Source organism: Hymenobacter sp. UV11 (assembly GCF_004684095.1).
Lineage (GTDB): Bacteria > Bacteroidota > Bacteroidia > Cytophagales > Hymenobacteraceae > Hymenobacter.
In genome coordinates this window covers 16582-41369 of the sequence record NZ_SRII01000014.1, presented here as the reverse complement: position 1 = coordinate 41369, position 24788 = coordinate 16582, and the positions used below count along the sequence as shown (strand labels likewise).

Sequence of the window (24788 nt, the reverse complement as noted above, 5' to 3'; positions counted from 1 at the left end):
CTAGTATTTTTTTGCTTCTATGAAATCTAATTTTTATCCGATTACTTTTAATTTTGAGTCGTTTGATGTGCAGCGGGTTGCTTACCAGGATGGCCGGCTGCCGCAGCTGCGGCAGCAGTACAACGCCACGCATTCTTTCTTCCGGCGGGGCGATTTTATCTACATCTCGCCCGGTACGCCCGATGCTGACACGCTGGGCACGACGGTTCGACTAGCCATTCAGGATGAGCCAGAGGTTGTCAGCTCGCTGATTAAGCACGTGTTCTTTCGGGCCGTCAAAGACGCGCAGCCCAACCTACGGCCCGAGTTTTATCCGTTTCGGTTTGCGGCTCGCCGGGCCGAACTGGATTTGGCTTGGCGGCAGGTACCCGAGCCTCTGCAAGGCATTCTCACGTTCAAGCGCATCACGGAGGTGCAGTTTCGCGACCACGCCGATACAAGCGGCCAAGTAGTGTTCGGAGCGCTCATCAACCACCGCTACCGGTGGAATCTGGAGCGCACTTGCCAGGATTTGGTCGAGTCTGGGTTTGATTTGGTGGGCCGGGAAGTAACCGGCACGCAGGCTCCCGACCACGCCGATGGGGTAGTGGCCCCCGAAGTTTCCTTGCTGGGCCCGGTGCGGCAGGTGGTCGATGGCACTGCCACGGTCGATGCCAGCACCGGGCCCGTGAGCTACCCCTTGGCCGAACTACGGTTACACAACTCCCGCGATAACATTACGGCGTTCCTGGCCTGGAGCATTGGCGAGCCCCGGGCCGAGAGCATCATGCGCAGCATCAAGGACCTGGAAGCCCAGAAGTTAAAGCTCTTCACGGTGATGAGCGAGATTGAGGCTATTGGGCGCTGGCTGGGAACATTGGAGTACCGCAACTATGATTCCTTTGGCTTTCAAATCAGCCTGGATAACTCCGTAACCACGCCCAGCGGATTTGCTTTAAGCGAGCCCAGCCTGATATTCGACCTTAGCAAGACGCGGGTGCACGCGCAGCCTTCGCAAGGCCTGAATCTGTACGGCCCCTACAGCCGGTCCACGGGGTTTTCGACCAATACCCCGCGGGTACTTGTGGTATTTCACCGGCAGCACGCGGGCGATTTCACCAAATTCCTGGCCGACCTGCGCGAGGGCATTCCGGGCCACGGCTGGTTTGCTAGCGGTATGGTCAGCAAGTACCGCCTCACCTCCATGTCGTTCCATATTGAGGAGCTAACCGACTACTCGGTGGCCGAGTACTTGGCTGCTATTGACCGGGGCGTGCGCAAAGAAGACACGCCGTTTGACCTGGCTATTCTGGAAACGGCCGATAGCTTTCGCCGCCTGCCAAACGAAGACAACCCGTACTTCCGGGCCAAAGCACTATTGTACATGCAGGGCACAGCAGTGCAGTTCATTAAGCCCGAAACGGCCCGGACGCCTACATACACGATTGACGGCATCGCGCTTCAGCTATACGCCAAGCTAGGGGGTACGCCCTGGACCATTCCAGTCGACCAAAGCGTGGACCGCGAGCTGGTTATTGGCATCGGCAGCGCCATTCTGCGGCGCAACCACTACGCGGGCGCCGCCCAAACCCGCTACGTGGGCATCAGCACGTTCTTTGCGGCGGATGGCAAGTACCTGACCAACAGCCGCACCCGTAACGTACCTTACGAGGAGTATTTCGATGAGCTTTTACGCAATCTGAAAGACGCGCTGGACCGTCTCTCCAACGAATACAGCTGGAACGCGCAGGACCGCATCCGCTTGATATTCCACATTTTCAAGCCTATTAAGAACCTGGAAGTGGACGTCGTTTCCCGCCTCGTGGCCGAATACCCGCAGTATGACATCCGCTTTGCGTTCGTCACGCTGGTCGAGCGGCACCCCTACATTTTGTACGACGAGCAGCAATCGGGGACCAATGGCAAAGGGGCCCACGTGCCGAGCCGGGGCTACACCCTGCCCCTCGGGCCCCGGCAGTGCCTGGTGCACCTGCTCGGAACCCGCGAAGTGCGCACGGCCCGGCACGGCTCACCCACGCCCATCCTGGTCCGAATTCACGACCGGTCTACCTTCCTGGACCTTCAGTACATTGTCCAGCAGGTATTCAAGTTCAGCCGCTTGTCGTTCCGCACGTTTGGGCCCAGCGACACACCGGCTACCTTGCTCTATGCCAACCTGCTCACGCGCCAGCTCAAGGATTTGCGCGCGGTGCCCGGCTGGAACTCCACGACTGCCAGCGCCCAGCTCCGGGAAAAAAAATGGTTTCTGTAGAGGCCCTATCAACTTATTGGCTTCCCCTGCGCGCCAATCCGTTCACTAACTTCTTTCTCAATTTCTTAGATGAGAAGCCTGGTTTGGTACCCCCGGCCTTGAATCCCTCCGATACGGATAGCGTCGTCTCCAACTTGCTGTTCTATGTGCGCCGCGCGGATAGCGCCGCCGCCGCGAGCCTCTACCAAAAACTGGCGACCCGGCAGGTCAGAGTTGATTCCGAATGGATACACAATGATTACCTGGTTTTCGCGCTGGTGTGCGTAGTGCAAAAATTCCAGCTGGATGGCCAGTGGGTGCGCCAGGTCCTGCACAATCGGCCGAATGCTGACCCTACCCAACGGCTTATCAATAAGTCGTTTGACAATCTTCTGGCTGGCAATTACAACGCGAAAGAAGACTATCATCAAATTTCAATTGCCTACCAGTTAATCACGCAGCAAGAGCAATTTGATGCGGAGCGCTTGCATAAAATGTTTGCTTACCTGTGGCGACACTCCTTCCCGTACTTTGAATCAGAGTTTTTAAATATAGTCTCGTTACGCGCCATCCGAGCCGCTTTTGAAGCGAAAGGACTTACTGATATCGAACAGCGCTTTGTGGCCGAAAAATTTGCTAGTCAATTTCTGAAGAGAGCCGCTACGATAAGCAAAATACTGACATACAGCATTTTTATTTTGATTATCCTAGCTATGAGCGCTGGTGCCATCTTTTACGCAGAAAATAAGTGGGTGAAGGGGGCCCTGGCCGTGCTCACAACGCTGGGGCTGGGAGCTAGTTTCTTTGCGGATATTCGTAGCTGGGTGGCCTTACGAGTCGAAAAGCTAGTTCAGAGAGTCTGGGGCTACTCCGTTGACAAGTAGAGATATCCGGCAAGCTGTACTATATGTCACCCTTTATAACGGCTCCAGAATGCGATGAAAGGCCTAATTGGCTACTCCTAATCGAATACCAACTTTAGCTCGTCCTCCTATAGGTGCTGTCGGCAGTGACCTCCCTCCGGTGCCGTCTGCTGGTTTCGAGCCGTAGTGCCACACCCGACTATTCGCCGGAGGTGGCCAACCTAATGCCCGCTAGCGTAGAATACTAGTAGGCTCCATGTTCGTGAGGCTGGTCGAACAAACCACAGGAGGCTTCGTGAAATATTTATATATAATTTATGTATAAATATTTCACGAAGCAGCCACATCCTGTCAGGTAGCAATTCCCTATTTGCCAAACCTTTTTGAATTTACTGGACTGCGATATACAAAAAACAAATCATACCATAACTTACCTAAAACAAAAGCTCCCCATTACTGGGGGAGCTTTTGTTTTGCCGAATATCTTCTGCTAGGGCTAGGCTACAGTACTTCCAAGCAAGTTGGGCTACGCCAAGGTCGGTAGATGGCAGCCCGCCATTCTAGGGCATCGGGTGGCACACCGCCTACTATCAAGAGCAAAGGGCTACTAGCCCCGTACAAACGGCGCAGCGCAAAGCACCGCATCTGTCGAATATCCACCCCACTCGGGCGCGGCCTGTTATTGGGGTGCGTGTGCCATTCGCCCAGGTAGTGCAGGGGCGGGTCTTGTGCTTTGCAATCGGCCAGCAATTCTTTGATGCCCAGTATACCCCGCTCAAAAGTGACCGGCCCATGCTTAGAGTCGAGGGGCGGGGGCGTGGCTAGCACGGCGGTGGCCAAGTGGTAGCTCTCGTCGTAGTATCCGACCAGAATACCGCCCGTCTCGTGCGGGTGCTTGCGCTGGGCCTGCTCTTGAATGACCGCCACTGCTTTGGACGATAGTACTAGGCACTGGCGGCCATCTTCGGAACGAAATACTAAACTCAAGGGAAAACTTCTTCAGTGGCTGGCACCAGTAGCGGCACCCGCCAATTATGGGAAAGCGAAACAGGCAGCGAAATGGGCTGGCCATAAACTTGCTCCAACAACTCCACAGCGACACTACCCAAACCAGCTATCCGATTGAGCGGGGCCGGGGTCAGGGGGTTGTAACACCCAATGCCTCGCGGTAAGTCAATCTGCTCAGCTAGTTCATTTTGCTGAAGGCGATAGGGGGCGTACCATTCATCGAACTTGGCCTGCTCGAATTGACCCGCCATTTCCGCGTAAAAGAATAGCTGCTCGGCTCGTAAACTTAGCGAGCAACTCACAAATAAGGCATCTAAATTCATGCAAGCCAGCGGTATCATCCGCAGTACCGCATCTTCGGCCGTGGCATCAAGGATAAGCGTAGCCTCGCTGGCCGCCTGCTCAAACTCGGCGCTAGTTTTCGGCAGCATCAGGTCTATGCCTACTACGTGCGCTAGCGGGTTAGCTTGTCGCAACTGCTCGGCTAGGGCCAGCGCTTTAGGCTGCGTTAGCTGTTCAAAGCCGAGTGTGTGCCGAACTAGGTTACCGCCTTCTAGCTTCTCCCCGTCTACTACTGTTAGATGCTGTACACCCATGTGCACCAGTTGTACACTTAGATTACTGCCAAGCGCGCCAGCTCCTAGCAAAAGTACCTTAGCCTCACACAAAGCTTGGGGCAGCCGGCCCCGGTTTTGTAGCTCGGCTGCGTCCCAGTTTTCGGCAAGCTGTAACCAGGTAAGGGGGTGAGCAGATGCCAAGTGCGCCTTAACCAAGGCTAAGCGGCTTTTGGGTGGTGCTTTGGTAATTGGGAATAATTGCAGTGCCTGCCAGTGGTAGCGATACGGGTCTTCCCCGATTTTACGCGGTATTGGTACCCCGACCAGTAACATGACCTGAGCACCCGTAAGCTCAAAGTTCTTCCAGAGCGGCTCCAGCATATCGGCTAGATTTTTTCCCTGAGCAGTAAGTGCTTGCGCTAGTTCGGTCGTAGTGGCAGGTGCTTGCCAAGGTCCTACCACTGGCATCTCATTCAGCCTAATCCAAAGCGCTTGCCAATCTTTCTTTTTGCTCGCGACCACTTGCCCCCATGGCGGGGTATAAATAGCCTGTTTGCCGCGGGCAGGCAAAAAGCTGCGCACGTATAACGTGTTGGTTTCTGGACTATTGGAAAGCCAAGCTATGCCACTCGTGTTCGTATCCTGCTGCCATAAGGCAAAGGATTCCTCGTTTTCCAGATAGACTAAACGATTGCCTAGCGTTTTCCCGCCAATCGCAAAATCTGGCAATTCATACACGTCGCCGGGCTTTGCCAATATATTGGTAGCCGCTTGCGGAAGCCATTCCAACACCCGCACGACGTGCCAGCAGATGCGCTCGGCCGTGGTAGTAGGCTCAACGGGCAGCGCGTTGCGTTGCTTAGCCAAGCCGCCCGACCACGAAGCCGAACAGACGTGCCCACTGCGGCATTCCCACGTTGCATGCCGCGCACCATTGAACTGCTGATGCTGAAACGTAACGGTTAACCCATTTGGCCCCAAAGCCGGGTAAATCTGCACTTTGCCCCACTCATCGGCATCAAAGTTAACCGCCACTTCCCATTCACTATACAAGGGCACGGCGGCTGTGGGCTCCGCCTCAAGCTTGAGGCGGAGCCGTAACAGCCACGCAGCCGACTTCGATTGCTTCCTCCACTCACCCAGGACGTCTACGCCAGCCGTATGAGCCAGCATAGAACGCGCCTGGGCAAGGGCCATCGCATCAAATTTGCTCATGGCACTAGGGGGTAGAATTGCTTCCTAGGCGAAACGACCAGGACCAGAAGAACCACCCGTAGTAGGAGGAATGTACCCACCCGTGCTGCCGCTATCGTTGCTGAGACTCTTGAGCACTTGGCGCACTTTCGCGATAGCGAGCTTGACATCGGCCTCCGATGGATGAGACTTAGCCCCACTAACCGCGATAATGTCGTTGTTGCCAGCCTGGAAGTGCCAGCGCCAGTTCAGCCGGACATCGAGGAAGTACTCGTAGCCAGGAGCAACGGCCGTTTGCTCGAACTCAATAATTTTGCGTTCTGCGGTAGTTACCCCTAAGGTTTGGAAGGTGTGAGCCTCCTTTTGGGATTCTGCCTTATTTGCAAAGCCTTCGGGAGTGATGGCGATGATATTTTCATTCTCATCCCGTAGGCGCCAACGCCATTTTTTGGCGTCATCTAGGTAATACTCAAATCCTTTCATAAAAAAATAGAAAGCTGAAGGTTTAAAAAGTGTAAGGAACTCGCTGTATTTGCACTGGCCAGTATAGTACAGACGAGCCTGGTAGGTACAAGCCTCATGCCAACTAAACTTATGCGTAGTCCTGTTTCATTAGTGGGACAATATATTGCAAACGATTGTTAGGCAATTGCTTTTAAACCAATAATTTAAGTTTTTCGTAGGAACGCAATATTAATATTGGCTTAACAAAGCAACGCGTGCATTACTGACACGAAGACGCATACATTTGCCGTTGTGGAAAAGAAAATTGCCAAAATGGCAAGAAAACAGCCTTGTATATAAACATTGAATAGCCATGCCTCAAGAAATAGATGCTAAAGCACTGGCTGAAGCGATTGTCAGACGCCGTGAATCTAAGAAATTGACAGTAAGAGCAGTAGCGGCCGAGATGGAAAACGTAAGTTCCTCCACTCTATCCAGGATTGAGCGAGGTAACTTGCCAGACCTTGATACTTATATGCGAATTTGCCGTTGGTTAGACGTAGACCCAGCATTTTTTGCAGTAGAGCCCACTGGAAAAAAGGCTAACAGGAAAGACTCTGTTCTACAAAAGGAAGATATTATTACGCACCTTCGTGCCGACCAATTATTGACTACCCAAACACGGGAAGCACTAATAACCATGATTGAGGTAGCCTATGCGGCGGCCAGGCGCAATATCTTCCCTGATGAGTCTCAAATTCCCCCCACGGTTCAAGGCTGATGCAGAAAGTCATTCGCTTCACCTACGTCAACGGTTAGGCTTAAATGCTAGAGTTGCTTGCCCTGCCAAATTGGCAACTGGCGTGCACGGGATACTCCTTGCTGCGGCAGGCGCATTAAGTGACGAAATAGTTGATGCACTGGTCGATGAGTTTCCCGACCACTTAAAAGTGCGTCAGCATTTAAAATGGGTTGCAAGCGATACCACGGAGTTTTCAGCCATTGTGGCCATCGTAAATGGCTACAGAATGATCCTCTATAATGGTAATAATTCTCCTGCCCGGCAGGAAAGTGATATTATGCACGAACTAGCCCACATACTCTGTGAGCATCGAGGAGATTGCTTACAGCTTAATGCGGATATCTCGCTGCGCGTACATAATGCTTGCCACGAGCAAGAAGCGAAGTGGTTAGGAGCAGCACTACAGATTCCTGAGAAGGGCATTTTTGACCATGTGCGTGCTGGTCGTACATCCGAAGAAATTGCCGAAATATATGGTGCTAGTTTACAGATGGTCAACTTTCGCCGCAATACGCTAGCGATTGACCGCCGCATTTCTTACTTGAGGTAAGCCGAATGAAAATCACTTGCCACCTGCGCTTAGATAGCCTGGCCAGCGGCGGTATGATTCAAATGTAGCTTGCTATATAGTAGAGATAGTGGAGGGCCACCCACCCGGGCTTAGACATGGGCACTAGAACGAGAATCTTAATCAGGTGCGCGCTCAGCACGGCATGTCCTAAACCAGTAAGAACCCGCGCCTCAACCGTGCCCACGAAGCAGCCGGGGCCGTGATGGAAACTGTATGCTTCCCAAATCGAGAGCCAGTTACAATAGATAAAAGCATATTACACATCACGTGAGCTTGCTAGGTATCGAGCCTGAGCCAAACTTATCTTGGCGAGTAGTGCTCAGGCGATAATAGGCAACGTAGCGGGTAGCCGAAGCAAGCGTATAATCGTATGATAAAGAGTAGGTCGCAAAAGCTGGGCTATAGTTATTTTAGAAACGTCCGTTTATATAGTGTCTCAGGCGAAGCAAACATTTGCTGTAGCTTAGCAGCCACGGGAAGCTTCCATCGAGGTGTTGTCTAGACTCTCGTATAATCTCACCAGTAGAGTAGTCGATCCCATGATGTCAATTGATAGCCAGCGCCTGTTTGAGCAGTCGTTTGATACGTTCAAGGCTTTCGACAATTTGACCGTGGTTAACTGCAGCGCGGAGCAGGAAGCTTTTCCCGCCACTATTTGGCAAATTTTGCAACACTTGCTTAGGTGGCAAGCGCATCAATTAGCTCAACTACAAGGCATAGCTTCCGCAGAGGCGTTTGACGAAAAGCGAAGCTGGGATGCGGCACGCGTACCCCCCAACAAAGCAGCGTTGCAAGCTGCCGTCATGCAATTCAAGCGCCAACTGGTTGAGCTGAAAAGCTGGGCCAGCGAGGCGAAAGGGGAAGCGCCACAAGTTATCGCGCAAGCACTGGCTTTGCAAGAGGTCGCACTGCACTTGTCCTTTCACCTGGGAGAAGTTGTGCTGATGCGCCGGCTGCAGGGTAGCTATCCCTTACCGGCGCACATGCAAGAATTCTTGCAAGCCTAACTAAAATGATCTAGTTAGGATGAATAATTCAGGAATGAGTAGTACAGCCGAGCTTTTTTACATCTTGTAAAGGAACGTGGCTGTTGCAGAACTCAGTCGAGCCTTCGCATGGGGCACTAGCAACCAAAGCTGGCCTGTAACCTAACGCTAACGCTGCTTTTTGCCGGTTTCCGTACCAACTGCGGCCGCTGGTTGAACGAGCTTGCTAGTTCTGCAACAGCCACGAACGTTTGCACTTTGTTAAACAATTGACTATAAAATACTTATTGTTAAGTAATCAGAGTAATAGTATAAGTTGTACAAGCATTTACCCGCTACCGAATAGCTTGCAATCAAAAGGCAAAATCTCACTGATTAAGCGTCTACCTCATAGACAGTTATTATTTAGGCTTCTGGCCTCTACTGTGCCTGTACTTGCTTAGGTGTTCGTTATTGGCTAGCTTTCAACATGTCTACGCTGCCCCATTTAATGCCGCAACCGCGTTCCCGACGGTTACAACGGCGCCAGCGGCGTCAACGACTGCTCTGGGTGCTGCTGCTGGGCGTCGTCTTAGCTAGTGGAGCTTATTGGCTGCGCTAAGTAGGAACTGCAGGGGGCTAGCAGCGCAGGCGGGCTAGGTGCGGGGCCTAACGTGGCCTAGCCAGAGACTGCCTTACTGGGCGGCCATTTTCTGCGCATAGCCACTTTTAGCCAAAAAAGCCGGGTAGTCGCTAACAGTCAACATGTCGGCTACAGCTTGCTTCTTATCTGCCAGGCGCTCGTAGTACGCCTGGCAGATGCGGTAGCCCACGAAGTAGCCCAAGTCAGCGGGCTTATCGGCGGTTTCCTGGTTGTCGTTGGCAATCCAGTTGCGCGAGTTGGTACTGCCCATTTCCTGCGTGAAGGCGGCCCATAGCGCTGGCTCGTGGGCCAGGCCATAAGCTTGCAGGCGGGCGTTGACGTTGCGGCCGGTGGCCAGCTCCGCGAGGAAGTCGGCCATGCCCTCGTGGATGGCCCCGCGTAGCAGGCTTCGGTCGAGGCCGTCTTTTTGCAGGAAATGGATATGTTCGTGGGCCACCAAGCTGGGTAGGCCCGCCAAGCTGCCGAGGTTATGGCGCTCCCACAACGTCAACTCGCCCTCGTCTATGCCGGGTGCCTGGCATGCCATATCGGTGCCGATGAGCAGGCCTCGCCTGGAAGCCGTCCCGCCCGAAGTCCAGCGCCCGATGACGAAGTAGACGTTCGGAAAGCGCGCCGCCGGATACAGTTCTTTTAGCTTCCCGAAGCCGGCCAGAATCTGGGGCTTCAGGCTGTCGACGCGGAGGGTAAGCGAGCGGATGCTGCGGTAGTAGCGCGCCTTGCGCCGCTGGTTGGCCACAAACTTCGGTACCGACTTGATTTTCAAATCGAAGTAGTCCCGTAAGCCGGGGCTAGCCTGGTCGAAGTACACGCGCTGAAAAAGCTGGACGGCGTGGGCCGTGTCGCGGGCGGCTAGGTCGTAGGCCCGCCAGAAGCGCGGAATGTCTTCGGTCACGAGCTGAACCTTCTGCGGGTCAGGCTGGGCGGTGGCTAGCCGGACCCGCCAAATTAGTTCGGGCAGGGCCACCAAGGTAAAGGCGATTAGGCTAGCCCCGGCCAGCAGCCACCGCGTAACTTTTTGCATGGAATGAAGGGGGGAAGCTGTTCTAAGGATAGGACTTACGCAAAAGCCAGTTGTCCCTGCGCCGCCTGCGAAAGCCAACGGAAGCAGCCCCGATGGGAGCTTAGCGTAGGGCCGCGGCCTAACTGGTAGGAGCCAGCAGCGATAGGAAGGAGTAAGCTGGCTCAGCTAGGATTTAGTAAATAACCAGCGTTGCCCACCTTGTAGCAGGAGGAAGCGGGACTGGACGGGGTCAAACTCCAGACGGACCCCGACCTGGTCATCCTTGAACACGCCGGCACTTACCGGTTCCAGGGGCAATGGGTAGCGGGCTTCTAGCTGGGCTTCGAGCGATTCTCCCACGCGGGTTATCGTAATCTTAAGAGGTACCTGGGTACTCACGTACTTGCCCGTATAGCGGTCCAGCTCGGCCGTCACCGGTTGAAAGCTAGTAGGTTGATACTCGGCATCCACTCGTACCCGCTGGGCGCGGTTGGCCACGGCCCAGGCGGTGCGGAAAATAAGGCGGCTGCGCTGGGTAAGGGCCGTGAAGTCAATCTTCTCTACGTCGTCGCTGGGTTGGTGGTAGTCCCGGTGGAAGCCGCTGAAATAATAGATGACCGGTACCCGGTGCTTGGCAAAATTGTAGTGGTCCGACCGATAGTAGAGATGCGAGGGGTCGGCTAGCGTGTTGTAGCGGTAATCGAGCTGCAAGGGCGCGGCCTGCCGGTTGATGGCCTCGCTGAGGTGGTGCAAATCGGTCGAGAGCCAGTCGTCGCCAATCAGGTAGAGGTAGTCGCCTGTGCCGGGGTGCAGGCTATCCACGCGCCCGATCATGTCCAGGTGCAGGTCGGCCACGGTGGCCGCCAGCGGAAAAACCGGATGGTCGGTGTAGTACTGCGACCCGAGCAGGTCCAGCTCTTCGCCCACGTTGGCCAGGAACAAGAGGCTGCGACGCGGACCATGGCCCTCTTTCTTGGCCTGGGCAAACGCGCGGGCCATCGCCAGCAGGCTCACCGTGCCAGAGCCATCATCATCCGCGCCGTTATACACGCGCCCCTGCTGCACGCCGACGTGGTCGTAATGCGCCGATACGACGACCACCTCCTGCTTTTTATCGGTGCCTTCCAGGTAGCCCAGCACGTTCTCGGTCGTGAACGGCTGGGTTTGCACGCGCACCTGAAGCATCGCCGGGGGAGCCTGAAAAGGCGCGGGTACTGGCTTACCAGCCGCCGCAACGGCTTGGCGATAGGCGGTCAGCCCCGCGGCAGTGGTCCCCAACAGCGCAGCGCCCATCTCGGGAGATACAAAGAATACGTTGGGACCGGTCGCGGGGGGGGGCGTGGCTCCCGGAAAAGCTATTCGGTCCTGCCAGCCGTAGAGGTTGGCATAGTCCTGGGGCACCCGCGCGAAGGCGGCGGTGCTGGGCATAATGCGAATGGTAGACCGCGGGGCCAGCGCGTACAGCCCCGGTCCCCGCGCCAGTACTTCGGCAAAGCCGGGGCTACCATACGGACTGGCCTGCCCATCTTGGCCGAGTAGCGCCTGCCCCGCCGGGGTTTGGGGTTCCCCCAGCAGCATAATCAGGTCTTTGCCTTTCAGGGCGGGGTCCGCCGGCGTAAAATCAGCGTACTCCGGCGTACTGATGCCGTAGCCAACAAAAGTGGGCTGCAACTGGGCCGAGGCGGCGGCCGGACTACGGACCAGCACGTAAAAATCCTTGTTCACGAGGAAGGTCCGCCCGCCGACCGTGACGGACGAAGTGGAATCGAGCCCGGTGCGCGTCAACGAAAAGCGCTGGTAAAACGGCGTGTCAGAGTTGGGCACCGGGCCGACCAGCCCAGCTTTGGCCAAGGCGTTAGCCAGGTAAGTAGCGGCCATTTTCTGGCCTTTCTGCCCGGTAGCCCGGCCTTCGTACGCATCGGAGGCCAGTACCGTGAGGTCCTGCCGGAGTCCGGTGGCCGTGATGCGGTCGGCATAGCGAAGCGCTTGGTTAGCCGCGGGCGGCGTAGTCAGGCGGCGAGAATTGGCGCTGGGGTGGGTGCCGGCTGGCTGGGGCCGCGCGGGTTGTGCCAGACTGGGGATGGACGCCAGCAGGAAGGCGGCTACGAAGAAAGGGCGACGCATGGAAACCGGCGGGAGAAGGATGATGGGTAGGCCAGGAGCCGCTTCGCCGGGACAAAGGTTAGCGGCAACTAGTTGGCTGGTCACGGGCCTATTACCCGCCTGAACGGCCGCAAGTGGTGGCTCCCTCAAGTGAGGGCGAGTGGTTGTCAAAAGTAACGGCTGCCAGCGCAGTAGCTACCAAAAACGCTGGTGAAAAAACGCTGTACCTCCCCGCTTTTGTGCATTCGTGGCAGCAGGCACTTTTAACCTGCATCCGGAGACACTAGCCAGAGAATTGCTTAGCATACCTAGGCTAAGGCCGGCTGGTGTTAGGTTTGCCTGCTAGCTAGCGTTCTAGCTACGTCTGCCCCTTGCTTTATGAAGCCTTATATTTCGCTACTAAAGCTACTGTATTGGGTAAGAGGCGGCCTACCTGCCGGTCTGCTGCTGGGAATCGACCCAAGCGCAGTAGCGCAGCACGTCGTATTGCCACCCCTCCCCGTCACCAATGTCGGAGATATTGCCTACGACAGTGCCACGGACCGGGCGAGCTTTCAACGCTGCGGCGTCTATGATGCGCCGCAATACTATCAAGTGCATACCAGCTATGCGGGTGGGATGACCGCCCTACGCCAGCGCCTGCTCGAAAAACCAATTCCATTCAGCCAGACCACGGACAGCGGCTATCTCACGATTCGCTTTCTGGTCAATTGCCACGGGCAAACCGACCGCTTCCGCGTTTTTCAAGTGAACTCGACTTACCAGCCAACCCAATTTAGCGCCGTCTTGGTAGCTGAGCTGTTGCGCCGTACTCGGGCGCTGGCTGGCTGGCAGCCCGGGTACTACAGCGGGCAGGGGGCGCTCCATGGTCAGGTGCTGGACAGCTATTATCACCTCGTCTTCAAAATTTCCCACGGCCGCATCGTGGATATCTTGCCATGACCCGTCTCTTGCTGCTGCTGGTCGCCCTAGCTAGCGCCCTTTCCTCGGGGGCCCAACGTGTTAATTGCAACCTCTACCCGGTGGGTAGCCCGTGTCGGCAGGCCTGTGACCTCTACGAGTCGCCCCCGCGTCAACAGTCGGGCCAGGGTACGGCCGCTTCCCAGGCGTACTTTGACCAGATTCTGACGCTGTGCCCCAGTTTCGCCCCGGCGTGGCGGGAAAAGGCGGTGCCCTACCTCAAACGCGGCGATTTCAGTACCTGGAAGCGCTTGATTGACGAAGCCGTGCGCCTGCAACCGGCCCAGTACCTGGGCTACCGGGGCTGGTGCCGCTTTCAGTTTCTACGGGACTATGCGGGAGCCCTCGACGATTTGACTCACCTCATGCGGTTGACCAAGGGGCAGCCGGGCTACAGCCAGGACGGCGAGTCGGACCTGCGCTTGATACTTGCCCTGTGTCGGCGAGAGTTAGGGGACCGAGCCGGGGCGCTGGCCCTGCTGAACGCGTACCTGCCCGAACTGGAGGCCAAGCAGCGGGTGGGGCTCTATGATTACTTGCATCGGGGCGTCACCCGCCTACAGGATGGCGATTACTCAGGGGCCCGCGCGGACCTGCTGCACGAACAGCAGCAAGTACCTCAGCTGGCCGATACCCACTACTACTTAGGCCTCGTGTACCAGCACCAGCAGCAGCCCCTGCTCGCGCGCCAGCAATGGCTGCGGGCGGATTCGCTCTTCCGACGGGGCGCGCATCGACAGGATGTGTACAGCGAGTCGTTAGACCGTATATACCTGGCCGATATCGAGCGGGCGCTTAACTCCCGGCCCCGTTAGGGGTAGGCTATTGCTAGGCAGTAGTAAGTCTGCTAGGTAAGAAAGCTCCGATACTCCTGCAGCAGGCAGGAGCTACCCCTTGTAGAAAGGCACTCAACCAGTCTCACCTGGTAGCTTTCCCGGTTAAAAGCGACTTCTTAGTAGGGTTTTCTGTTTCTACGCTCTTGCCAACCCTATCACTGAGCTTACTTTCCCCACCGTCTCTCTCTACTCGTCCTAAAACTTGGAAGCCATGAACTTGATTGATAAACTGGCGTGGATAGAAATCCAAGACAATCAGGTTCTTTTGACGAAAAATTATGGGAAGGATAAATATTATATCCCAGGTGGTAAAAGAGAGCCGGGGGAATCGGACGAGCAAGCCTTACTGCGAGAAATCGAGGAAGAACTAACTGTACTTGTCGATAAAAGCACGTTGCAGTTTGTCGGCATTTTTGAGGCGCAAGCGCACGGACAGCCAGCAGGGGTTCTCGTAAGAATGACGTGTTATGCGGGAGAATACAAAGGGGCGATTCAGGCTAGCGCTGAAATCGAAAAAATTAAATGGTTTTGCTATGCGGAGAAAGACCAATTGGTAGGGGTCGATAAATTAATTTTCGACTATCTAAAAGAACAGGGGTTATTAACCTGACCATGAAAAATAGAATTACTAGTTAAAGGCTACTAAATCAGTTTACCCGTTGGCGCTTTCGTCTTACTCCTTAAATTATATAAACACGCGCTTCATTAGTCCCCCCTCAGGCAGCTGGGTTGGTTAGTAGACGCTGGATACCCATTGGGTGAAACGCTTTTCCATGCCGCGTGCGGTAACCGGACTGATTGAGTTGCTCGGCAATGGCCCGCAGGGTAGCGCCGGTGGCGCGTAGCAGCGTCGCAAGTTGCGCGGCCTGCCGGTTGTTCAGATTGGCCTGCGCATTCTGCGTCATGGCGGCCCACGATTTCTCGCGCGCGGCCTGGGTCAGATTAGCTGGCGTGCCTAACTGCGCCCCACGCGCCCTCTTCGCGGCCAGGGCATCGCGGGTGCGGGTCGAAATAGCCGAAGCCTCCTTCTGGGCCACGGCCGCCATGATGTGCAGGGTAAACTCATCGGCCGCGGGCAAGTCGACAGCCTGGAAGCGCACCCGGCTTTCCATGAGCGTAGCGAGGAAGGCAACGTTGCGCGCGAGGCGGTCCAACTTCGCCACCAGCAGCACCGCGTCCTCCTGCCGGGCCCGGGCAATGGCCGCCTGCAGTTGCGGCCGCTCGTTTTTCTTCCCACTCTCAATTTCGAGAAAGGTCGCAACGAGTTGGGCATCGCCGCGGAGGAAATTCTGTACCGCGGCTTGCTGGGCTTCAAGCCCAAGGCCGGACTGGCCTTGGCGGACGGTACTCACCCGGAAGTAGGCGACAAACTGGGTCATTGGTACAAAACTAGCCCAAAATCCCATCTTGTCACAAAAGTTAAACGGACGTTTAACACGTGTCAAATATCTGAAATAAAGCTATTTACGGCACATCACAAAACTGTTGTTTTAAGTGGTTAATTCCTCTTCGAAATGGCTCGTCAAGGTGGCACTATATTCACCGCCGAGGTAATTAACTAGGTTTACTATTGCCCCGCCAACGTGTGCCTAACTATTCCCTCCAGCGCCAAACCAGCGCCCGACTCGACTTTCATCCGGTCAGCGAAGCTGACTTTGCCGAGTGGCTTCCCTTCTATCAGGACCCGAGGAGCTCGGCCCAATGGGCCTATGCTTCTGCGGAAGAGCCAGTTGTCCGGTGCCAACAGTGGTTTGCCAGCCAGCGCTACCGGGAAGCAAACCAGTTAGGTGGCTTAAACACGTTGCGTGAAAAAGGCAGTGGCGCCTTGATCGGCTACTGCGGCCTATTGGTGCAAACGGTCGATGGTCTGCCCGAGCTAGAGATTGGCTATTCCCTGCTGCCTTCGCATTGGGGTCGGGGCTATGCCACCGAAGCGGCCTTGACTTGCAAAGCGTTTGCGCGTACGCATCACTTGGCTCAGTCCGTCATCTCTATTATCAGTCTGACTAATGTTGCCTCCCAACGGGTCGCGCTTAACTTAGGGATGCACGTAGAAAAAGTCACGTGGTACGCGGCTAATGAAGTAAGCATTTTTCGCGTGGCACTCGACGCAGGCTAGTTGAGCAGTTACGAGGCGTTTTATAAGCCGAAGCTCATATTTTGATACGAAAACCCATTTTTCAACTTAGTACCGATAATTAAGTATTATCAGTACTAAGTTGGTAACTTTGACGACTACTTAAACTCGCTCCGCTACTCCGTATTAATAGGCCCCATGGAAAACCCGTCTTCCTTACCCGTCATTGTCCCCACCCGCAGTCACTCGTTGGTGGAGATGCCCGCCTCGGTGGGGCGGTACGTCGAGGCGGGCCTGCAGGGCGCGGCCAATACCAAGCGCGGCTATGCGGCCGACCTGCGCAGCTTCGAGGATTACTGTCAGCACCATCAGCTCAGCTACCTGCCGGCCGACGTGTCGACCGTGGCTGGCTACGTCTCACAACTGGCCGACCGCGGTAAGAAGTACGCCACCATCCGCCGGCACGTGGCCGCCATCGCCAAGCTGCACCAACTCGCTGGCCAACCCTCACCCACGAGCCACGAGGCGCTGGGGGTGGTGCTCGACGGCGTAGCTCGGGTGCACGGCAAGCGCCAGCGCCAGGCGCCAGCCTTCACGGTGGCGGAATTGAAACAGGCTATCAGAGCCCTGGACCTGAGCACGCCCACCGGGCTGCGTGACCGGGCGCTATTGCTGCTCGGGTTTGCGGGGGCCTTTCGGCGCTCGGAGCTCGTGGCCCTGAACGTGGAGGATGTGGAGCTGACGCGCCTAGCGCTGGTCATCCACCTGCGACGCAGCAAGACCAACCAATACGGGGAGGAAGAAGATAAAGCCGTGTTTTATGCGCCCAGTGCCGATTACTGCCCCGTGCGTGCCGTGCAGGACTGGCTAGCGGTGCTGGCCCGGCCAGCGGGGCCCCTTTTTACGCGCATGAGCCGGGGTACCAGCCGGCGACCCGCCCAACCGGGCACCGCCCGCCTCTCGGATCAGAGTGTCAATGACTTGGTACAGCGGCACCTGGGGTCATCCTATACTGCCCACTCGCTGCGGGCCTCCTTCGTGACGGTGGCCGTGGAGGCGGGCCAGAGTAACAAAGCCATTAAGAACCAGACCAAGCAAAAGACCGACGCCATGATTGAGCGCTACGCCCGCCTGGATGATGTCAAGCGCTTCAACGCGGCCCAATACCTGGGGCTTTGATAAGACAAACACACGTAGCTTGTTGCTACCTAGCGGAGCTAAATAAACCCAATTATCTCCTCAACCGAGGTAGTCTTTCCTATAGTGTTAACGGGCTCGCTTTTTAGGGGCACTATCCCCGATTCGGCCTTCCTAGTTGTGCCCTGGGCCTGCCCAGGGCACAACTAGGAAGGCCGAATCGGGGATAGTGCCCGCCGCAGCCAGCGGGCCTAACTCTGCCACGTAGCCGGTCAGCGAGCCGGTCCCTCACCGGTTGCCGAAAATAACACAGGTACCCGCTTGCACACTTTTCGCTGCCAGCGCTTAGTCGACGTGGCCCAGCCTGGTAAAGCCGGTGGTTACGAGGGGCATGGTAGGAGTACTGAGGGAGGAGCGAACGCGCTTGTCAGAAAGCGGGAAGCAGCCGGGTGCCGCTGCTTTGAGCGGTCAGGCACCTGGGAAATAGACCGCTTTTAGGTACTCCCGCAGCGAGGTAGGCTGGCGGCCTAGCAGCTGCGCCACGGTAGTGGTTGTGCCAGCCAGCAGGCCGTGCTGGGTGGCATCAGCCCACTGGGCGAAGAAGGTGGCGACGGGTGCGGGGAAGCCGGCGGCTACTTTCTGCGCGATGTAGGGCGCCGGCTCGCTGCTTTGGTAGGTGATGGGGTGGCCCGCTAACCGGGAGAGCTCGCGGGCTACATCGTGAAACGAATAGGCTTCGCTCCCGGTCAGGGTATAGTTCTGGTTGTCATGGCCTTCGCTGATTAGCAGGGCGGCCGTGGCGGCGGCCAGTTCGGTGCGCTTGATGAAGGCTATTTTGCCTTCGCCCGCCGGAACGCTTATCTCCGTGGCCGGTACTTCGCTGCCTATCAGGTAGCCCAGGCCTTCAAAATAGTAACCGTTTTTGAGAATGGTGTACACCAGCCCGGAGGCTTTAAGGTAGGCTTCCGTGGCCAGGTCGCTCGCCGTGACCTCCGGCATCACAAAATCGGAGCTGCGCTGGATGCTGGTGTAGAACAGGTGCTTGACGCCGGCTTCCTTGGCGGCGTCGATGACGTTGCGGTGCTGCGTCACCCGGTCGGTAAATGCCACGGCAGACACCAGCAGCACCTTTTCGATGCCTCGGAAGGCTTGCACCAGGGCGGGGTAGTCGAAGTAGTCGGCCTGCCGCACGTCGACGCCTTGCTGGGCAAGGTCGGTGGCTTTGCTGGCGTCGCGCACTAAGGCGGCGATTTCCGTGGCCGGGATGGTTTTGAGCAAGCAGTCGATGGTTTCGTGGCCTAGGCCGCCGGTGGCGCCAGTTACTAAAATCATGGTAAAAAGAGAAAAGAGGGTTGAAAAAAAGGTTGGTCAATCGCCAGGAGAAGCCCGTCGGTTTCGAGCCGGGCGGGCTCCCTGGGGTAGCAGCGCAAAACCCGCGTACATTTGCTTGCGATTTGCAAGTGCAAAGGTGCTGCATATTGCTTGCAAAATGCAAGTAAAAAATAATCTTTTTTATGAAAGCCCTCAAACAGCGTTCTACCTGCCCCATTAGCACGTCGCTCGACGTGCTGGGGGATAAATGGACCCTTCTCATTATCAGGGATATGGTATTCGCGGGCAAGTCTACTTATGGGCAATTTTTGCAGTCGGCCGAAAAAATGGCGACCAATATTCTGGCCGACCGCCTGGCGGTGCTGGAGTCGCAAGGCCTGCTGACCAAGGCCGTGGCCGCCGATAAGAAATCGAAATTCACCTATCGCCTGACGGAAAAAGGCGTGGCTATCGTCCCGATTTTGGTCGAGCTCGTGCTGTGGGGAGCCCAGCATAGCGCCACCACCATCGACCCTAGCTTGCTGGCCGAGCTCCAAACCGGGAAAGACGCGGCCGTGGAGAAGTACCAGCGGCTCGCCCGCGCGGAGCTGCGTAGCTGAGGGCCCAAAAGGCCTATTGGGGGCTCAAAAAAGCCGCCTGGGCCGGTGGCCTGGCGGGGCACTTCGGGGCGGGTAGTATCTTTGAAACTATGCGTAGCGAGGGGGCCACATCATCGAATCAGAAACAGGCGGCGCTGGTGCCGGGGCCGGTGATTGCGCTGGCCTGGCTGCTGTTCAGCGGCTTTATGGTGCTGCTCGTGTTTGCGCAGAATCTTTCGGCGGGCACGCCCACGCACTGGGGCGAAACCCTGGGCGGGCGGCTGCTGCACGGGCTGCTTTGGGGGTTGCTCACGCCGGTGGTCTTTGCCCTGGCCAGGCGCTTCGACCTGACCGAGCGCCGCCGCCGGCTGCCCCACCTGCTGGTGCACGCGGCGGCCAGCTACGGCCTCACGCTGGGGTACCGCTTGGCGTATGCCGGGCTGATGAACCTGGCGGGGGCCCTGCTGGGGGGCTTTTCGCTGGGCCAAGTGGTCAGCAACGCCAATACCTGGGTGCCCATTTACTGGATGCTGCTGTGCATGGCCTACGCCGTGCAGTACCGCGAGCGGTTTCGGCAGGGCCAGGTGCAGGCGGCCCGGCTCGAAACGCAGCTGGTGCAGGCCCAGCTCCAGGCTTTGAAAATGCAGCTCCAGCCGCATTTTCTGTTCAACTCCCTGAACGCCGTGTCGGCCCTGATGGGCACCGACGTGAAGGCCGCCCGGCGGATGCTGGCCCAGCTCAGCCAGTTTTTGCGGCTGGTGCTGGAGGGCAGCGATGCCCAGGAAGTGACCCTGGCCCAGGAGCTGCACCTGACCCGCCTCTACCTCGAAATCGAGCAAACCCGCTTCCCCGACCGCCTGGCCGTGGCCTATCACATCGGGCCCGGCGCGGAGGCCGCCCTGCTGCCCGCCCTGCTCTTGCAGCCGGTGGTGGAAAACGCCGTGCGCCACGGCCTGGCCCCGCAGGCGGGGGTAGGCGAGCTGACCATCAGCGCCCACCAGCAGGCCGACCGCCTGCTGGTGCAGGTGCAGGATAACGGCCGGGGCGCCGCCGCTACCGCCGTGCGGGGCATCGGGCTGCGCAACCTCGAAAGCCGCCTGGCCACCCGCTACGGCACCGACTACGCCCTACGCGTGGATACTGCGCCCGGCCAGGGCTACTGCCTGCGGCTGTCGCTGCCCTTCCAGGCCGCCGGCCCTACCCCCCTCGCCGCATGAGTACGCCCCTGCGCACCCTGCTGGTAGACGATGAGCCCCTGGCCCGCAGCTTGGTGCGGGAGCTGCTCGCTGACTTCCCGGACCTGACCGTGGCGGGCGAGTGCGCAAACGGCACTGAGGCGCTGGGGGCCCTGCAAACCGGGGCTTACGACGTGGTGTTTCTGGACGTGCAGATGCCGGACCTCGACGGAGTGCAGGTGCTGCAACGGCTGCAGGCGGCGGGCCAGCCGCTGCCGCTGGTGGTGTTCGTGACTGCCTACGACCAGTACGCCGTGGCCGCCTTCGGCCTGCACGCGGTGGATTTTCTGTTGAAGCCGCTCGACCCCGACCGGTTTGCCGAGTGCGTGGGCCGGGTGCAGCAGCAGGCGGCCCAGCGCGGCGGCCCGGCCCTGAGTACCGAGTTGGCCGCCCTGCTCCGGGCGTGGCCGGGGCCGGCTGGCCCGGCCCCTACCCCCCCAGCCGCGTACCAAGACCGGTTTGTGGTGAAGCAGCCCGAACGGCAGTTTTTCGTGCCGGCCGCCGACGTGTTTTACCTCGAAGCCACCGGCAGCGGCGCGCTGCTGCATACGGCCGGCGCGGCCCACCCCGTGCGCACCCCGCTGGGGCAGCTGGCCGAGCGCCTCGACCCGGCCCACTTCCTGCGCATTCACCGCTCGGTGGTTATCAATACCGACCACATCGCGGAGTTCCGGGCGTGGGCGCACGGCGAGTACCTGTTTCGCATGGCCAATGGGCAGCACGTGACTTCGTCTCGCAGCTACAACGAGGCCATTCAGCAGTTTTTGAAGCGCTTCGCATAGCCGCCACCGGCCCCAAAAGGCCAGCTCGGGGCCGCTTTAGGCCAGCTGGGCGCGGGGCCCTGGCAGGGGCTGGGCGCGGCCCGTAAGTTTGACTGTCAACCCATTGCATCGCTGGCGCTTGCCTTCGCCTAGGGGGGTAGCCGCCGGCCGGCCCCCTTATTATGAGCACAGTCGCCCATCCCTTCCGCCGCTTGCTGCTGCCCGCCGGGGCCCTGTTGGGGGCCGCGTTTGTGGGCATTCAGTTTATTCATCCGCCGCTGGAAAACCCGCCCGTGACGGGTGATTTTCAGGCCCCGGTGGCCGTGAAAAACATCGTGCAGCGCGCCTGCTACGACTGCCATTCCAACCAAACCAACCTGCGCTGGTTCGATAAAGTCGCGCCCGTATACTGGCAAGTATCTGACCACGTGCGGGAAGGCCGGGCGGGGCTGAACTTCTCGACCTGGCAAAGCCTACCCCCCGACGCCCAGAAAGCCAAGCTGTGGGAAGCTGTGAACCAGATTATTGCGGGGGCCATGCCACTCAGCGAGTACACCCTGGCGCACCCGGCGGCCAAGGTATCGGCCCAGGACGTGGCCGTGCTCAAGCAGTACGTGGCCAGCCTGGCCCACAACCCGCCCGCCGACTCAGCCAAGCTGAATACGGCCGCCCGGCAGTACCGGCACTGGCAGCCGGCGGCGGCTAAACCTGCCGCCGTGCCGGTCGCCCCCAATGGCTTCGCCTTCCTGCCCGACTACAAAAACTGGCAGGCCATCAGTACCACCGAACGCTTCGACAACGGCACCATGCGCGTGGTGTTTGGCAATGCGGTGGCCGTGCAAGCCATTCGGGACAAGCACATTAACCCCTGGCCCAACGGCACGGCCTTCGCCAAAGTGGCCTGGGACCAGCTCGCCGATGCCCAGGGCAACGTGAGTCCCAGTGCCTTCAAGCAGGTGGAGTACATGCTCAAGGACGACCAGAAATATGCGGCCACCAAGGGCTGGGGCTGGGCGCGCTTCAAAACCGATAAGCTGGTGCCCTACAGCAAGGACGCCCTCTTCACCACCGAGTGCATCAGCTGCCACCAGCCCCAGCAACACAACGACTTCGTGTTCACCCAGCCCATCAACCACTAGCCGCATGAAAGCCACGACCATTGCCCTCGCAGGCCTGCTGGCGCTGAGCGCCTGTAGCCAAAACCAGGTGCCGGCCGGCCAGCTTAACGAGGCCGCCTCCCTACCCCCAGCGTTCAACTTCAGCAAGTTAGGCCTGCGCGTGCTGACCTCCGTCATCAACCAGCGGCAGGGCACCACGGCCACCCTGTACGGCAACGACCAGGCCCGTCAGGCGGCACTAGAAGGCGCTGGGGCCGCTCAGTCGGGCGAAGTCTTGGCCCTGCTCACCTGGCGGCAGCAGCCCGACCCCAACTGGTTCGGGGCCCGGATTCCGGGTGCGCTGCAATCGCTGGAGCTGCTGCGCACCGGACCAGCGGGCGCGGGCCGCCCGGCCGTGACGTACCAATGCTTTACGGGCCAAAACCTCGCGCTGCGGGCCGACACCCTGCACCAGCAGGAGCGCATTGCCTACCTGCTGGCTCAGAAACTGGCCGTGCTACCCTAGGGGCCTTAGCGCTATCAAGCAGCTAGTTAAGAGCAGATACTGCCTCCTCCGAACTCGGCGGTGGGGCGAAGAACATGTGGTAGTTGGGCGCCAGGCCCAGGGCGCGCTGCAGCTCCGCTAGGTCGGGAGGGCTGGCGGGCGCCGGGTCGGTGGCCAGGGCGGGGCGAGCGGCTTCGTCAAAAAAGGCCTGGTGCAACTGGGTGGCCGTGCTCAGGAGGCGGGCCGGCTGCGGCGTGCGGTTGGCGAAGCCGTGGAAGGCGTTGGGCGGCACGATGAGCGTGTCGCCGCGCCCGCAGCTCACCCATTCCTGCTGGCCGGCGGTGAGACGCATGAAATCGACCCGGCCTTCGAGGATGTAGAAAACTTCGGCGTAGGGGTGCGCGTGCAGCGGCACGCCTTTACCGGGGTCGAGCGGCAGCTCGTAGATGGCAAAGGCGTAGCCGGTGTCGGCGGCCTTGGCCTTCCAGGTGAAGCGCGAGTCGGCGATGTCGAAGTGCTCGCCCTCGCCGGGGCCCACTTTCCGAACGCCTTCAGTAGGCGGAATTTGCAAGGCAGAAAAGTCCATGAGTGAGGTGGTGTGAGAGAAAGCAACGCTTACCGTTTCCGACTCAAGCGTTAGCTTTCTTGATTAATTAATTGATTTATAGAATTTCAATTCTTTAGTTTACGGGCCCGAGCACCTGCGCCAGCTTTTGCGAGAGGGCGTCGCCGCGCAGGTTTTTGGCCATGATGCGGCCCTGCGGGTCGAGCAGGAAGTTTTGGGGAATGGAGCTAATGGCGTACTGCTGGGTCACTTCCGTGTTGAAACCTTTCAGGTCCGATACCTGCGGCCAGGTCAGGTTATCTTCCTGGATGGCTTTCAGCCACGCGGCCCGCGCCGACTGGCTATCGAGCGAAATGCTGATGACGGTGAATTTCTTATCCCGGTACGCGGCGTAGGCGCGGGCTACGTGGGGGTTTTCGGCCCGGCAGGGCTTGCACCACGAGGCCCAGAAATCAACCAGCACGTACTGCCCGCGCAAGTCAGCGAGCTTGACCAGCTTACCACTCGGGTCGGGCAGGCTGAAGGTGGGGGCCAGGGCCCCGAGGGCGGTGCGCTGGCGTTGCGCCAGCCGCTGCTGCATCTGCTGGCCCTGGGGCGAGGCGCGCAGGCTAGGGGCCAGCGCCTGCAGAAGGGTAGCGCCGGCCGCGGCATCGGGCTGACAGTCTTCGTATTCGGCCAATGCATAGAGGCTGAACGGGTTGGCGGGGTGGGCCCGGAGGTAGGCTACGTACACCGCCTGAAGCTGCCCGGTGAGCTGGGCTTCCTGGGCATCGGCGTGGTGCGCCAGGGCGGGGTCGGCGCGCTCGGCCGCCGCCTGGTGCCGCCGCGCTTGCGCCAGGGCGTCTAGCTGCGCCTGGAGCGGCGCGGTGCGGGCGGCTAGCGCGGCGCATTCACGGTTGAGGGGCGTGCCGGTGACCACGGCCTGCGCCGGCTGGCCGGTACCCGTGACGCTGACGGTGCCTTTTTCGAGGTAAAGGATGGCGACGTCTTCGCGCATCATGTGGGTGTAGGAAGTGCCGGGTGGGGGCAGCATCAGGCTGGCTTGCTGCGGACTGTCTACCGTGCCTTTGAGCTGAAAGTGCCCTTTGGTGATGACCGCCGAATCGACCACGTAAGCTGCCCCGCGGCGGTAGTTGAGGTAGGCCTTGCGGGCCGTAGTGGCCGGGAAGTAGCCCTGCACCACGAAGGGGGTAGGGGCCGGCGCGGGCGCGGCGGCGGCGGCCGGCAGCAGCCCGGCTAGGGCACTAAAAAGCGTGAGCATACGGTAAAAAGAAGCAGGTGATTAGGAAGTACAAAGCAACGGG

At 58.5% G+C, this 24788-nt stretch carries 24 protein-coding genes; 15 read left to right on the top strand and 9 right to left on the bottom strand.

The genetic code is table 11. From position 1 onward, the window contains the following. Nucleotides 1–19 precede the first annotated feature (19 nt). Both E4631_RS21755 and E4631_RS21750 read left to right on the top strand, forming a co-directional pair. Nucleotides 20–2251 carry a Piwi domain-containing protein gene (locus E4631_RS21755; protein ID WP_133659111.1) on the top strand — a complete coding sequence of 744 codons (2232 nt, stop codon included), beginning with the start codon at nucleotides 20–22 and terminating at the stop codon, nucleotides 2249–2251. Beyond that, a complete protein-coding gene (locus tag E4631_RS21750; RefSeq protein ID WP_133659112.1) occupies nucleotides 2239–3114 on the top strand; it encodes a hypothetical protein in 876 nt (291 codons plus the stop codon). The genes E4631_RS21755 and E4631_RS21750 overlap by 13 nt, the downstream gene beginning before the upstream one ends. A 480-nt stretch (nucleotides 3115–3594) precedes the next feature. On the opposite strand, the gene E4631_RS21745 is transcribed toward E4631_RS21750, so the two are convergent. The 3 genes from E4631_RS21745 to E4631_RS21735 are packed head-to-tail and all read right to left on the bottom strand — an operon-like array spanning nucleotide 3595 to nucleotide 6335. Further along, nucleotides 3595–4080 carry a Mov34/MPN/PAD-1 family protein gene (locus tag E4631_RS21745; protein ID WP_133659113.1) on the bottom strand — a complete coding sequence of 162 codons (486 nt, stop codon included), beginning with the start codon at nucleotides 4078–4080 and terminating at the stop codon, nucleotides 3595–3597. Further along, the gene (locus E4631_RS21740) at nucleotides 4077–5873 is read right to left on the bottom strand and encodes a ThiF family adenylyltransferase (RefSeq protein WP_133659114.1); all 1797 of its coding nucleotides are present in this window, start codon (nucleotides 5871–5873) and stop codon (nucleotides 4077–4079) included. Before E4631_RS21740 ends, E4631_RS21745 begins: the two co-directional genes overlap by 4 nt. 24 nt (nucleotides 5874–5897) lie before the next feature. Continuing rightward, a complete protein-coding gene (locus E4631_RS21735; protein WP_133659115.1) occupies nucleotides 5898–6335 on the bottom strand; it encodes a DUF1508 domain-containing protein in 438 nt (145 codons plus the stop codon). Nucleotides 6336–6669: 334 nt separating this feature from the next. On the opposite strand from E4631_RS21735, the gene E4631_RS21730 reads away from it, so the two are divergent. The 3 genes from E4631_RS21730 to E4631_RS21720 all read left to right on the top strand — a co-directional run bounded on the left by E4631_RS21730 (nucleotide 6670) and on the right by E4631_RS21720 (nucleotide 8676). After that, nucleotides 6670–7077 carry a helix-turn-helix domain-containing protein gene (locus E4631_RS21730; protein WP_133659116.1) on the top strand — a complete coding sequence of 136 codons (408 nt, stop codon included), beginning with the start codon at nucleotides 6670–6672 and terminating at the stop codon, nucleotides 7075–7077. After that, a complete protein-coding gene (locus tag E4631_RS21725) occupies nucleotides 7043–7648 on the top strand; it encodes an ImmA/IrrE family metallo-endopeptidase (protein WP_166648208.1) in 606 nt (201 codons plus the stop codon). Before E4631_RS21730 ends, E4631_RS21725 begins: the two co-directional genes overlap by 35 nt. Nucleotides 7649–8208: 560 nt before the next feature. Further along, on the top strand, nucleotides 8209–8676 hold the full coding sequence (locus E4631_RS21720) for a DinB family protein (RefSeq protein ID WP_133659118.1): 468 nt from the start codon (nucleotides 8209–8211) through the stop codon (nucleotides 8674–8676). Between the two features lie 653 nt (nucleotides 8677–9329). Here E4631_RS21720 and E4631_RS21715 read toward each other — a convergent pair. Together E4631_RS21715 and E4631_RS21710 are read right to left on the bottom strand one after the other, a co-directional pair. Next, the gene (locus E4631_RS21715; protein WP_133659119.1) at nucleotides 9330–10319 is read right to left on the bottom strand and encodes a DUF2268 domain-containing putative Zn-dependent protease; all 990 of its coding nucleotides are present in this window, start codon (nucleotides 10317–10319) and stop codon (nucleotides 9330–9332) included. Nucleotides 10320–10484: 165 nt separating this feature from the next. Continuing rightward, entirely contained in the window at nucleotides 10485–12422 is a 1938-nt protein-coding gene (locus E4631_RS21710; protein ID WP_133659120.1) for a M28 family peptidase, read from the bottom strand. A 357-nt stretch (nucleotides 12423–12779) separates the two neighbouring features. On the opposite strand from E4631_RS21710, the gene E4631_RS21705 reads away from it, so the two are divergent. The 3 genes from E4631_RS21705 to E4631_RS21695 all read left to right on the top strand — a co-directional run bounded on the left by E4631_RS21705 (nucleotide 12780) and on the right by E4631_RS21695 (nucleotide 14807). Next, on the top strand, nucleotides 12780–13343 hold the full coding sequence (locus E4631_RS21705; RefSeq protein ID WP_133659121.1) for a hypothetical protein: 564 nt from the start codon (nucleotides 12780–12782) through the stop codon (nucleotides 13341–13343). After that, nucleotides 13340–14176: a tetratricopeptide repeat protein gene (locus E4631_RS21700; protein WP_133659122.1), complete on the top strand. Its 837-nt coding sequence runs from the start codon at nucleotides 13340–13342 to the stop codon at nucleotides 14174–14176. The genes E4631_RS21705 and E4631_RS21700 overlap by 4 nt, the downstream gene beginning before the upstream one ends. A 232-nt stretch (nucleotides 14177–14408) precedes the next feature. Further along, nucleotides 14409–14807, top strand: a complete 399-nt coding sequence (locus E4631_RS21695) for an NUDIX domain-containing protein (protein WP_133659123.1) — start codon at nucleotides 14409–14411, stop codon at nucleotides 14805–14807. 106 nt (nucleotides 14808–14913) lie between these two features. On the opposite strand, the gene E4631_RS21690 is transcribed toward E4631_RS21695, so the two are convergent. Then, the gene (locus E4631_RS21690; RefSeq protein WP_133659124.1) at nucleotides 14914–15576 is read right to left on the bottom strand and encodes a recombinase family protein; all 663 of its coding nucleotides are present in this window, start codon (nucleotides 15574–15576) and stop codon (nucleotides 14914–14916) included. Nucleotides 15577–15782: 206 nt separating this feature from the next. Between E4631_RS21690 and E4631_RS21685 the strand changes: the two genes are divergently transcribed. Further along, the gene (locus E4631_RS21685; RefSeq protein WP_133659125.1) at nucleotides 15783–16316 is read left to right on the top strand and encodes a GNAT family N-acetyltransferase; all 534 of its coding nucleotides are present in this window, start codon (nucleotides 15783–15785) and stop codon (nucleotides 16314–16316) included. A 156-nt stretch (nucleotides 16317–16472) separates the two neighbouring features. Next, the gene (locus E4631_RS21680; protein ID WP_166648209.1) at nucleotides 16473–17453 is read left to right on the top strand and encodes a tyrosine-type recombinase/integrase; all 981 of its coding nucleotides are present in this window, start codon (nucleotides 16473–16475) and stop codon (nucleotides 17451–17453) included. Between the two features lie 426 nt (nucleotides 17454–17879). Here E4631_RS21680 and E4631_RS21675 read toward each other — a convergent pair whose 3' ends face one another. After that, the gene (locus tag E4631_RS21675) at nucleotides 17880–18743 is read right to left on the bottom strand and encodes an SDR family oxidoreductase (protein WP_133659126.1); all 864 of its coding nucleotides are present in this window, start codon (nucleotides 18741–18743) and stop codon (nucleotides 17880–17882) included. 182 nt (nucleotides 18744–18925) lie between these two features. Here E4631_RS21675 and E4631_RS21670 point away from each other — a divergent pair, with 182 nt between their 5' ends. The 5 genes from E4631_RS21670 (at nucleotide 18926) to E4631_RS21650 (ending at nucleotide 22940) form a co-directional block, all read left to right on the top strand. Then, entirely contained in the window at nucleotides 18926–19342 is a 417-nt protein-coding gene (locus E4631_RS21670; protein ID WP_133659127.1) for a helix-turn-helix domain-containing protein, read from the top strand. Between the two features lie 89 nt (nucleotides 19343–19431). Continuing rightward, nucleotides 19432–20538: a sensor histidine kinase gene (locus tag E4631_RS21665; protein ID WP_133659128.1), complete on the top strand. Its 1107-nt coding sequence runs from the start codon at nucleotides 19432–19434 to the stop codon at nucleotides 20536–20538. After that, a complete protein-coding gene (locus E4631_RS21660) occupies nucleotides 20535–21338 on the top strand; it encodes a LytTR family DNA-binding domain-containing protein (RefSeq protein WP_133659129.1) in 804 nt (267 codons plus the stop codon). The genes E4631_RS21665 and E4631_RS21660 overlap by 4 nt, the downstream gene beginning before the upstream one ends. Before the next feature lie 161 nt (nucleotides 21339–21499). Beyond that, a complete protein-coding gene (locus tag E4631_RS21655) occupies nucleotides 21500–22456 on the top strand; it encodes a heme-binding domain-containing protein (protein WP_133659130.1) in 957 nt (318 codons plus the stop codon). 4 nt (nucleotides 22457–22460) lie between these two features. Beyond that, on the top strand, nucleotides 22461–22940 hold the full coding sequence (locus tag E4631_RS21650) for a hypothetical protein (protein WP_133659131.1): 480 nt from the start codon (nucleotides 22461–22463) through the stop codon (nucleotides 22938–22940). 22 nt (nucleotides 22941–22962) lie between these two features. On the opposite strand, the gene E4631_RS21645 is transcribed toward E4631_RS21650, so the two are convergent. After that, nucleotides 22963–23505 carry a cupin domain-containing protein gene (locus E4631_RS21645; RefSeq protein ID WP_133659132.1) on the bottom strand — a complete coding sequence of 181 codons (543 nt, stop codon included), beginning with the start codon at nucleotides 23503–23505 and terminating at the stop codon, nucleotides 22963–22965. A gap of 94 nt (nucleotides 23506–23599) precedes the next feature. Next, nucleotides 23600–24745: a TlpA disulfide reductase family protein gene (locus E4631_RS21640; RefSeq protein ID WP_133659133.1), complete on the bottom strand. Its 1146-nt coding sequence runs from the start codon at nucleotides 24743–24745 to the stop codon at nucleotides 23600–23602. Nucleotides 24746–24788: the final 43 nt, after the last annotated feature.

Bases quoted from the DNA above. Each gene is read 5' to 3' on its own strand.
- E4631_RS21755 (WP_133659111.1), top strand. From the start codon at position 20: ATGAAATCTAATTTTTATCCGATTACTTTTAATTTTGAGTCGTTTGAT.
- E4631_RS21750 (WP_133659112.1), top strand. From the start codon at position 2,239: ATGGTTTCTGTAGAGGCCCTATCAACTTATTGGCTTCCCCTGCGCGCC.
- E4631_RS21740 (WP_133659114.1), bottom strand. From the start codon at position 5,873: ATGAGCAAATTTGATGCGATGGCCCTTGCCCAGGCGCGTTCTATGCTG.
- E4631_RS21735 (WP_133659115.1), bottom strand. From the start codon at position 6,335: ATGAAAGGATTTGAGTATTACCTAGATGACGCCAAAAAATGGCGTTGG.
- E4631_RS21730 (WP_133659116.1), top strand. From the start codon at position 6,670: ATGCCTCAAGAAATAGATGCTAAAGCACTGGCTGAAGCGATTGTCAGA.
- E4631_RS21725 (WP_166648208.1), top strand. From the start codon at position 7,043: ATGAGTCTCAAATTCCCCCCACGGTTCAAGGCTGATGCAGAAAGTCAT.
- E4631_RS21720 (WP_133659118.1), top strand. From the start codon at position 8,209: ATGATGTCAATTGATAGCCAGCGCCTGTTTGAGCAGTCGTTTGATACG.
- E4631_RS21715 (WP_133659119.1), bottom strand. From the start codon at position 10,319: ATGCAAAAAGTTACGCGGTGGCTGCTGGCCGGGGCTAGCCTAATCGCC.
- E4631_RS21710 (WP_133659120.1), bottom strand. From the start codon at position 12,422: ATGCGTCGCCCTTTCTTCGTAGCCGCCTTCCTGCTGGCGTCCATCCCC.
- E4631_RS21705 (WP_133659121.1), top strand. From the start codon at position 12,780: ATGAAGCCTTATATTTCGCTACTAAAGCTACTGTATTGGGTAAGAGGC.
- E4631_RS21700 (WP_133659122.1), top strand. From the start codon at position 13,340: ATGACCCGTCTCTTGCTGCTGCTGGTCGCCCTAGCTAGCGCCCTTTCC.
- E4631_RS21695 (WP_133659123.1), top strand. From the start codon at position 14,409: ATGAACTTGATTGATAAACTGGCGTGGATAGAAATCCAAGACAATCAG.
- E4631_RS21690 (WP_133659124.1), bottom strand. From the start codon at position 15,576: ATGACCCAGTTTGTCGCCTACTTCCGGGTGAGTACCGTCCGCCAAGGC.
- E4631_RS21680 (WP_166648209.1), top strand. From the start codon at position 16,473: ATGGAAAACCCGTCTTCCTTACCCGTCATTGTCCCCACCCGCAGTCAC.
- E4631_RS21675 (WP_133659126.1), bottom strand. From the start codon at position 18,743: ATGATTTTAGTAACTGGCGCCACCGGCGGCCTAGGCCACGAAACCATC.
- E4631_RS21670 (WP_133659127.1), top strand. From the start codon at position 18,926: ATGAAAGCCCTCAAACAGCGTTCTACCTGCCCCATTAGCACGTCGCTC.
- E4631_RS21665 (WP_133659128.1), top strand. From the start codon at position 19,432: ATGCGTAGCGAGGGGGCCACATCATCGAATCAGAAACAGGCGGCGCTG.
- E4631_RS21660 (WP_133659129.1), top strand. From the start codon at position 20,535: ATGAGTACGCCCCTGCGCACCCTGCTGGTAGACGATGAGCCCCTGGCC.
- E4631_RS21655 (WP_133659130.1), top strand. From the start codon at position 21,500: ATGAGCACAGTCGCCCATCCCTTCCGCCGCTTGCTGCTGCCCGCCGGG.
- E4631_RS21650 (WP_133659131.1), top strand. From the start codon at position 22,461: ATGAAAGCCACGACCATTGCCCTCGCAGGCCTGCTGGCGCTGAGCGCC.
- E4631_RS21645 (WP_133659132.1), bottom strand. From the start codon at position 23,505: ATGGACTTTTCTGCCTTGCAAATTCCGCCTACTGAAGGCGTTCGGAAA.
- E4631_RS21640 (WP_133659133.1), bottom strand. From the start codon at position 24,745: ATGCTCACGCTTTTTAGTGCCCTAGCCGGGCTGCTGCCGGCCGCCGCC.